Source organism: Marinobacter sp. ELB17, from assembly GCF_000169375.1.
Taxonomy (GTDB): domain Bacteria; phylum Pseudomonadota; class Gammaproteobacteria; order Pseudomonadales; family Oleiphilaceae; genus Marinobacter.
In genome coordinates, this window is record NZ_AAXY01000009.1 from 149,139 (window position 1) to 156,933 (window position 7,795).

The window sequence follows — 7,795 nt, forward strand, 5'->3', positions numbered from 1 at the left end:
AGCGTTGTCTCGGTAATCTGCCAGATTTGCAATGGTGTGGCTCCGGCGTTTTTATGCGGACTTCTCATGCCTTCTGTTGATACTGAGCGCCATAGCTTCGGCGACTTTAATGCCGTCTATGGCCGCCGACAGAATGCCACCGGCATAGCCCGCGCCTTCACCGGCGGGGTACAAGCCTTGGGTGTTGATGCTCTGAAAATCTTTACCGCGCTTTATACAGATAGGTGCAGACGTTCGGGTTTCCACACCGGTCAATAGCGCATCTTCCAAAGCAAAGCCTTTAATTTTTCTGTTGAAAACCGGAATGGCTTCGCGGATAGCCTCGATGCAAAAATCAGGCAGAGCTTTCGACAAGTCGGTCAGTTTGATGCCGGGTTGGAAAGAGGGCACGACACTGCCGACCGTCTCGGAGGGCGTTCCCTTTAAAAAGCTACCGACTTTCTGCGCCGGAGCATCGTAGTTGGAGCCACCTAACACGTAGGCATTACGTTCGAGTGCTCGCTGGAAATCGATCCCTGCCAATGGATTGCCAGGGTAATCTGACGGATCAATACCCACTACAATCGCACTGTTGGCATTACGCTCGGCACGGGAATACTGGCTCATACCATTGGTCACCACGCCATGCTCCTCCGAGGCGGCAGCCACTACAGTGCCACCCGGGCACATACAAAAGCTGTATACAGAGCGCCCACTTTTACAGTGATGAACCAGCTTATAGTCGGCGGCACCCAGAATCGGGTTGCCCACATTTTTGCCAAAACGCGCTTTATCAATGACGGATTGTGGGTGCTCGATGCGGAAACCAACAGAAAACGGCTTGGCCTCGATATACACCTTGTTATCGTAGAGCATCTGGAAAGTATCGCGGGCACTGTGACCAATCGCCAACGCGATGTGTCTGGAATTGATCACTTCGCCATCGGCTAATACCACACCGGTAATCTGGCCGTTGTCGATTTGCACACCGTCAACGCGGGCGCTGAAACGTATATCGCCCCCCAGTTCGATGATTTTCGCACGCATCTGCTCAACCATAGTTACCAGCCGAAAAGTACCTATATGCGGCTTGCTGACAAACATGATCTCGTCCGGCGCTCCGGACGCCACAAATTCGGTTAATACCTTACGACCGTAGTGATTCGGGTCTTTCACCTGGCTGTAAAGCTTACCGTCAGAGAATGTTCCGGCGCCGCCTTCCCCAAACTGCACATTGGATTCGGTATTAAGGATTTTCTTGCGCCAAAAACCAAAGGTGTCTTTCGTACGCTCACGCACCTCTTTGCCGCGATCCAGAATAATGGGCTTATAACCCATCTGCGCCAGCACCAGTCCGGCCAACAGACCACAGGGCCCAAAACCGATGACAACCGGGCGTTCCTGACAATCTGCCGGGGCGTTCGCTACGAACTGATAGCTCATATCCGGAGTTGCCTTAATCAACTGATGTTCAGCAAATTTTTCGATCAGGGATTCGTTATGGGTCGTCTCAACATCGAGCGTGTAAATAAGCATGATATTGGTTTTTTTACGGGCATCGTATCCGCGCTTATGCACGTGAATGCTGACCAGATCTTCGGCCGTGATTGATAAACGATCCAATACAGCGCTGGTCATCGCCTGATCATCGTGATCAAGCACCAGTTGAATATTCGTCAGCCGTATCATTTTGAAACACCCTCAACTTCAACCACCGTTCTAACGTCAGATCGCTCAATAATCTTCACCAGAGTCGATTGAATCGCATCGTTTTTCCGGGCGTCAGTATCGCTCGAAAATGCCTGCTTCTGAGGCTCTGCGTTTTCCTCCGCAACAAATGAAATAACAACTTTCGTAGCGGAATCCGGCGTTTCTCCAAAGTATTCCAACGAAATCAACGGATAGCCATCAAAGCCCTTCTTTACCAGCTTCGCGATCCGCTTTTTTGCCTTATCGATATTCATAATAAAAGCCCGCTAATAAACAGCTCAAAAAAAGTAAAACAAGTATAAATGAAACAGGCCTACTTCCTAAAAAAGAAAAAATCGAACAGACCTATTCTAAAAAAACATTAGGCCGCAACCACAAAGTCATGTCGGCCGCGTGGCCACCCACCAAAGCTCAGTCCCGAGATTTAGCCACCCAACCCAAGCCAATTTACTCCGCGCGAGTATCAAGATAACGCTGCAACTGCTCCCGCAAAACCTTAGGCAAACGAGTAATCGTCAAAGAATCCTTGTCGCGGTCATAATAAACCGCCTGATTCATCAAATCCGACGAAAAGGACACGCTCATACCACCACCCGATCCCCCAATTCGCACCAGCTTCTTCACCTTACGATGATCCGGATGCAGCACGCCGCTTGCGGGCAACTCAGCCGTTTTACTGGCGAACTCGCGAAAACGCTCAGGTTGGTCTTCATCGAGATAACCCGATAACGCCTCGATGGCCACCGGCTCCCCCAGAGCGTGCTGCTCCTTGCAAAACTCATAGGCGCGGCTGCGCACTTCGCCGGCTTTATCTGGCTGCTCGTTTTTTGCGAAAGCTTCCACCGCGTCCAGAAACGTCAGGGTCTCTTTTTCTACATCTACCTGATTGGTAAAACCGCAAAGACGAATAAACAGCTCACCCGGCTCAGCGGTGCCGCGGGCGTGTACCAGCGTCAGATAGTTGCTGTCGCTGTCGCTGCTGGCACCGCCATCACGCTGCCAGTCGGTAAGCTCGATTCGCAGCGCCAGGCTCAACCGTGAAAGGCTGAGAATGTCGGTAGCGTCTAACGCCTGGTTGCCATCAAATCGCATGGCGCTGTCGGCCTCTACAACCAGCAAGTACGCAACCTCTGTATCCGCTAGGGCCTCGTGCACCAGCATCAAATGGCCGTGATGCTCTTCCTGACAGCCGCTGAGCAGTTCCTGCCATTGATCGAACAGCCGGCTGCTCATGGCCGCAAAGCCCTGTTTGCCTTCCAGGTAATCTTTCAGCCAGCTACTGAAAGGGCTTTCGCTGATATCGTCAGAGAAACGGCCGAATTTCTTTCCGGGTTTGGCGTTGAACAGACGCTTCATCTGTTTGTGCAGGGCTTCGTAATCCCCACCGGGCTCTTCCAGAGCTTCGCCGCTGCGCAAGCGTGCAGGTTGCCCCGGCTGATATTGGCTGGCGAAAGCGGTGCGAAGATATTTGATTGCCATGGAATAGCGGCTCCCTGATGGTTGAACGAATAATGCCGAGTCTGATTGCAGCTCAGGCGGCAAGGTATTGTAATGGTTTTGGCGGGGAGTTCGGGGCTTTCAGGCAGATTTGCCGCGTTCATTGAGAAGACTGCGTACATACTGGTCAACACAAGCGCATCCACCGCCTTCAAATTCTTCAAATTGAATGCCAACCTGAAACCGGTCTTGGGCAATTCGTCGAAAATGCACAATATTACCTGCGGCGATAATGACCGGCTGTGCCGGTTGCATGGGCACGGAAAAACGGGCTTTCACCGGCATGGGGTTTCCCGGCGTCAGTGCCCGGTTGCCTTGGGCCAGCAAGTTCGCCGTCGATTGATCGCACGATACCATCACACCTGAACGCGACAGGTTTGCCGTTGTGCAATTGCACTGGCAACCATCTGGTCTTTCAAGAACGATATCGGCCGTAACGTCAACCCGTTGTTGATCGCGTAGACTCGGCTGTGCAGATGTGGATTTCATAGGCAGTGGTCGGGCTCAATCAGTCTGATGATTATATGGTTGGAATTCGTTTGTTTTACAGTGTGGCAGATTATTTGCTTTTTTCCGGATGGATGTTCACAAATTTTCACTTGAAATGATCCATTGTAGATGGAACAGGTTTCGGCTTTTGCTGTAGCGGCGCGCCCGACTGGTGTAAAATACCGCTTCCATTTATTTGCGCTGATACGCCCGGCACCAGGAATTACGAACCGCTCTATGATAGAAAAGACCGAAAACACAAAGGCCAGTAACGGCAAAGTTGGTTTTATCAGTCTGGGTTGCCCCAAGGCCTTGGTAGACTCCGAGCGTATTCTGACCCAGCTGAGGTTGGACGGATATGACGTAGTGCCAACCTACAAAGACGCCGATATTGTGGTGGTGAACACTTGCGGTTTTATTGATGCGGCGAAACAGGAATCTCTGGACGCCATTGGTGAAGCTATCAGTGAAAATGGCAAAGTCATTGTCACCGGGTGTATGGGCCTTGAAGCGGACAAAATTCGCGAAACCCATCCCGGCGTGCTGGTGGTATCGAACCTTCATGCGTGTGAAGAAGTGGTGCGGTGCACCGGTTTCTGGCAAGAGCGCCTGACTAAAACCAAAATGCAGGCGCTGAGTCAATTGCGAGTGGAGTCGAACTGGTCGAAGACGACAGCATGAAACAGCGCAAGGTCTGGCCGGGCCTGCTACGGCCTCTTTGTGACGTGAAGTAAGTCGACTGCGCCCTAGGCTGCTCAGCACAGCGGCCCGGGTCTTGATCGTTAAAGTAGGGTCATGTGTGCCTGTCTATCAGATTGCCTTCATTGACCAATGTGAGGAACCTGGTCTGTCGATGGCCGCCAGTCTGGAGGCTGGAATGGTGTGAAGGGTTCCAAAAAAACCCGGTCAAGGACCGGGTCGAATGATTGCTGATTTAACCCACCAAAAGACGGGATTTATCCCCCTGAGACATCAGAAATCGACGCTCATACCCACGAAGGCCGTCCGGGGCAGGTTGGGGCGTGCGCCGGCCGGTGAGCGGGCGACGATTTTCTGATCGTCAAACAAGTTGTCCACTCGGGCGAAAACTCGTGCGCCTTCTGCAACACGATAGCTGCCGGAGAGGTCGGCCACGGTGTACTGCTCGGTTTTGCGGAAAGTATTGTCACCGCTGCGCTCGCACTCATTGTCGATGCACATGTCCTCAACGTAGGCCACGTTCAGATAGACGTCCCACAGATTGCCGTTTTTCACACCGGCGCGAACGTTGAATACATGCTCTGGCAGGTACGCCAGGTTGTCACCGTTGAGTACTGAACCGTCATCACTGTCTTCAGTGATTTCTGCATCGGTGTAAGTCCAGGTGGCGGAAACCGGCAGGGTGAGGCCAGCAGCCAGCGGTATTTCGTAGCCCACCAGGGTCTCAAGGCCAGCGATGCGGGATTCGCCCTTGCTCACCGACCCTGATGTCTGGGAGCCGTCGCAGGGATTGGCAATAGAGCAGTTCTGTACCGTGTTGCTGAAGTCGCTGAAGAACGCGATGGCCTCGCCGTAGAGGGCGCCGCGACGCAGACGAGCACCAATTTCGTAGTTAACGCTGATTTCCGGGTCGACATCTGTGTCACTGGCACCAGCGGGGCTCAGACCACGGTGAACGCCACCGAGCAGGGTAACTCCCCGGCCAAGGTCGTAGGTTGCGCCAATGCCGGGCAACAATTCCGTGGTGCTGTTGCGGGCCCCAGCGCCTGTCTGTTCGGTAGTGCGATCCACGTCAGCAAAGCGGGTGGCCTGAGTGTCGAAATCCTCATAACGTAGCAAACCAGTAATCTCCAGGCGGTCGGTCACTGCCACACGGTCAGCCATAAAGGCGCTCCAGGCCTCGGCTTCTTCTACCCGGTTGTTACCGCCTGTAGGCTGAGTGGTGCTGACGAATTCGAGAGTGGGGCGCCCTCCGCTGCCAATAGACTGAGTAAAATTATCGACGGGCTGGAAGCGGTCAACTTCGTCTTCGTGATAACGCAGCCCGAAAGTAACGTTGTGCGCCATGTCGGCAAAATTGGTGGACCAGTCCGTCTTGAAGTCAATGCCTCGTGAGAAGTATTCACGGTTGTTGTTTTTCAGTGTCAGGTCCGCTGCAGTTTCACCCCGAAGCTGTGCAATGGCGGTGGCATCGCCATTGTTGGCATTCTCGATCAGGTTGGCGATGCTGGTACCGCCCATCTGGTCGACCTTGAACCAGTTACGTTTAAAGGTGTTGTAGTAGGCAGTCGTGGTCAGTGTCAGGTCCGGGTTCAGCTCAACCAGGTGCCGCGCCATGAAGCCGGTACGCTGGGTATCCATGTTGTCCCGTTCCGAGGAGAAATAACGCTGGTTGGGATCGTTTGCGAAATCTTCGTCGGTGAGGCCAAGGTAGGTTTCGTTACTCAACTCTTCGCTGTAATCGACCTTGAGGTCCAACTGGTGATAAATCTCTGCGCTCAGAGGGCTGTTCAGGCGGAGTTTGGCGACGAAATCCTGTTTGTCGACACCGCTTTCACGATCCGAGTCCCGAATATCCTTGAAACCATCGTTCTCCAATTGATGGGTCTCGATCAACCATCCGGCTTGTTCGCTGCTGGCACCGTACCAGGCATGGATGCGTTTGCTGCTGTCTTCGCCGATTTCAGCGGTCACTTGGCCACTGGCTTTGGCCGGAATCGGCGTTGAGCGAAGATTCAGAGCACCACCCACGGTTGCTGGGCCGTAGCGTAGCAGATCTGGACCTTTCAGCACTTCAATACCGTGTATCCGGCCAAAGGACGGGAAGTAGTACGCTGCGGGGCCGGCGTAGGGAGCCGGTGCCATCAGCACGCTGTCCTCCATGAGCGTAATTTTGTCACTGCGACCGGCTCCGGAACCACGAATACCAATATTCGGGCGCAGACCGTAACCTTCTTCTTCTTGTATATAGATACCTGGCACCTGCCGCAGCGCACGCTGGACGTCGGTGTATTTCATTTCTTCCAGCTTTTCGTTGGAAACCACGTGGGCCGAACCGGGCAGTTCGGAAGCCGAAGCTTCGTCGCCGATGATGACCAGTTCGTTGAGCCTCTGCTCTTGAGCCATGGCCGGCACAGAGACGGAAATGACCGCCAGTGCCAGTAGGTTTCGGGCAAATCGGGTAGGCATGTTGCTCTCCAGTTACAACGGGTTTATTTCAGGGGGCAACTATACAAATGATAATCATAAACAACAAGTAATAATTATCATTTATTGGCTTGGGGAGTGCAGTTTTTTTACGATGTGTTTAACGGAGCTGGAATGCGACCGGCAATTGAAAACGAAAAGTCTCGCTGGTCATATCATCCGGTACTGGCGGAAACGGCGACGCTTGTTTTAGCATATTCAGGGCTGCGTCATCCAATATGCGGTGGGGTGAGCCTTCTAACAGGCGATAGCTCAGGAGTTGACCTGCCCGATCAAACTCGAACATCACCACGGGCGTTCCCTGCAGGCCCAGTCGTCGGGCACGGCGCGGATAGTCCCGGTAGGCGCTCAGGTGGCGCATCAGTTTTGAGAGGTAATTGTCCGTCTTCTGCGAGGCCCCCGCGCGGAGCTGTTTCTTTGTGGATTTGGCTGACGTTGCCGCTTTTTCGGGTTGGGAAGTAACCGCTTCTTGATCTGTTCTGGCGCTGGTTTGTGCAATTGGTTTACTTGCATTATCCGCCGCAGTCGCCACGCTTTCTGGCTCTGGCTCTGGCTCTGGCTCTGGCTCTGGCTCTGGCTCTGGCTCTGGCTCTGGCTCTGGCTCTGGCTCTGGCTCTGGCTCTGGCTCTGGCTCTGGCTCTGGCTCTGGCTCTGGCTCTGGCTCTGGCTCTGGCTCTGGCTCTGGCTCTGGCTCTGGCTCTGGCTCTGGCTCTGGCTCTGGCTCTGGCATCGGGTCGGGTTTAGCGTTTGGTGTAGGCGCCGGTTTTTTGGGTGAAGGTTCGGGCTGTTGTTTCGGTTCTGGCCTTGGAGCCGGTTTGCCGACTGGTTGCGCGGCCGATTCCGGTTCGGGTGCCTGGTCGGCCAGTGAAATGCGAATCGAGCGCGTCTGGTTGGCTGGGTCTTTGCCTTCGGGAGCATGATCAGCGGTTGTACC

At 53.8% G+C, this 7,795-nt stretch carries 7 protein-coding genes and 1 pseudogene; 2 read left to right on the forward strand and 6 right to left on the reverse strand.

Annotated features, from left to right (window positions below; all coding sequences use genetic code 11):
- Window positions 1–51: 51 nt before the first annotated feature.
- The 4 genes from MELB17_RS12770 to MELB17_RS12785 form a co-directional block, all read right to left on the reverse strand.
- Window positions 52–1,668, reverse strand: a complete 1,617-nt coding sequence (locus MELB17_RS12770; protein WP_007350666.1) for an NAD(P)/FAD-dependent oxidoreductase — start codon at window positions 1,666–1,668, stop codon at window positions 52–54.
- Window positions 1,665–1,943: a hypothetical protein gene (locus tag MELB17_RS12775; RefSeq protein ID WP_007350667.1), complete on the reverse strand. Its 279-nt coding sequence runs from the start codon at window positions 1,941–1,943 to the stop codon at window positions 1,665–1,667. Before MELB17_RS12775 ends, MELB17_RS12770 begins: the two co-directional genes overlap by 4 nt.
- A 193-nt stretch (window positions 1,944–2,136) precedes the next feature.
- Entirely contained in the window at window positions 2,137–3,168 is a 1,032-nt protein-coding gene (locus MELB17_RS12780; RefSeq protein ID WP_007350668.1) for a nucleoid-associated protein, read from the reverse strand.
- Window positions 3,169–3,267: 99 nt separating this feature from the next.
- Window positions 3,268–3,675: a PilZ domain-containing protein gene (locus MELB17_RS12785; RefSeq protein WP_083796386.1), complete on the reverse strand. Its 408-nt coding sequence runs from the start codon at window positions 3,673–3,675 to the stop codon at window positions 3,268–3,270.
- A 237-nt stretch (window positions 3,676–3,912) separates the two neighbouring features.
- Here MELB17_RS12785 and rimO point away from each other — a divergent pair.
- Window positions 3,913–4,257, forward strand: a pseudogene (gene rimO / locus MELB17_RS23825) (30S ribosomal protein S12 methylthiotransferase RimO); the annotation flags it as partial.
- A gap of 390 nt (window positions 4,258–4,647) precedes the next feature.
- On the opposite strand, the gene MELB17_RS12795 reads toward rimO, so the two are convergent.
- Window positions 4,648–6,843, reverse strand: a complete 2,196-nt coding sequence (locus MELB17_RS12795; protein ID WP_007350671.1) for a TonB-dependent receptor family protein — start codon at window positions 6,841–6,843, stop codon at window positions 4,648–4,650.
- Window positions 6,844–6,961: 118 nt separating this feature from the next.
- Window positions 6,962–7,393: an energy transducer TonB gene (locus MELB17_RS23830; protein WP_050774928.1), complete on the reverse strand. Its 432-nt coding sequence runs from the start codon at window positions 7,391–7,393 to the stop codon at window positions 6,962–6,964.
- On the opposite strand from MELB17_RS23830, the gene MELB17_RS25640 reads away from it, so the two are divergent.
- A complete protein-coding gene (locus tag MELB17_RS25640) occupies window positions 7,354–7,605 on the forward strand; it encodes a hypothetical protein (protein ID WP_007350673.1) in 252 nt (83 codons plus the stop codon). The two genes, MELB17_RS23830 and MELB17_RS25640, sit on opposite strands and share 40 nt — an antisense overlap.
- Window positions 7,606–7,795: the final 190 nt, after the last annotated feature.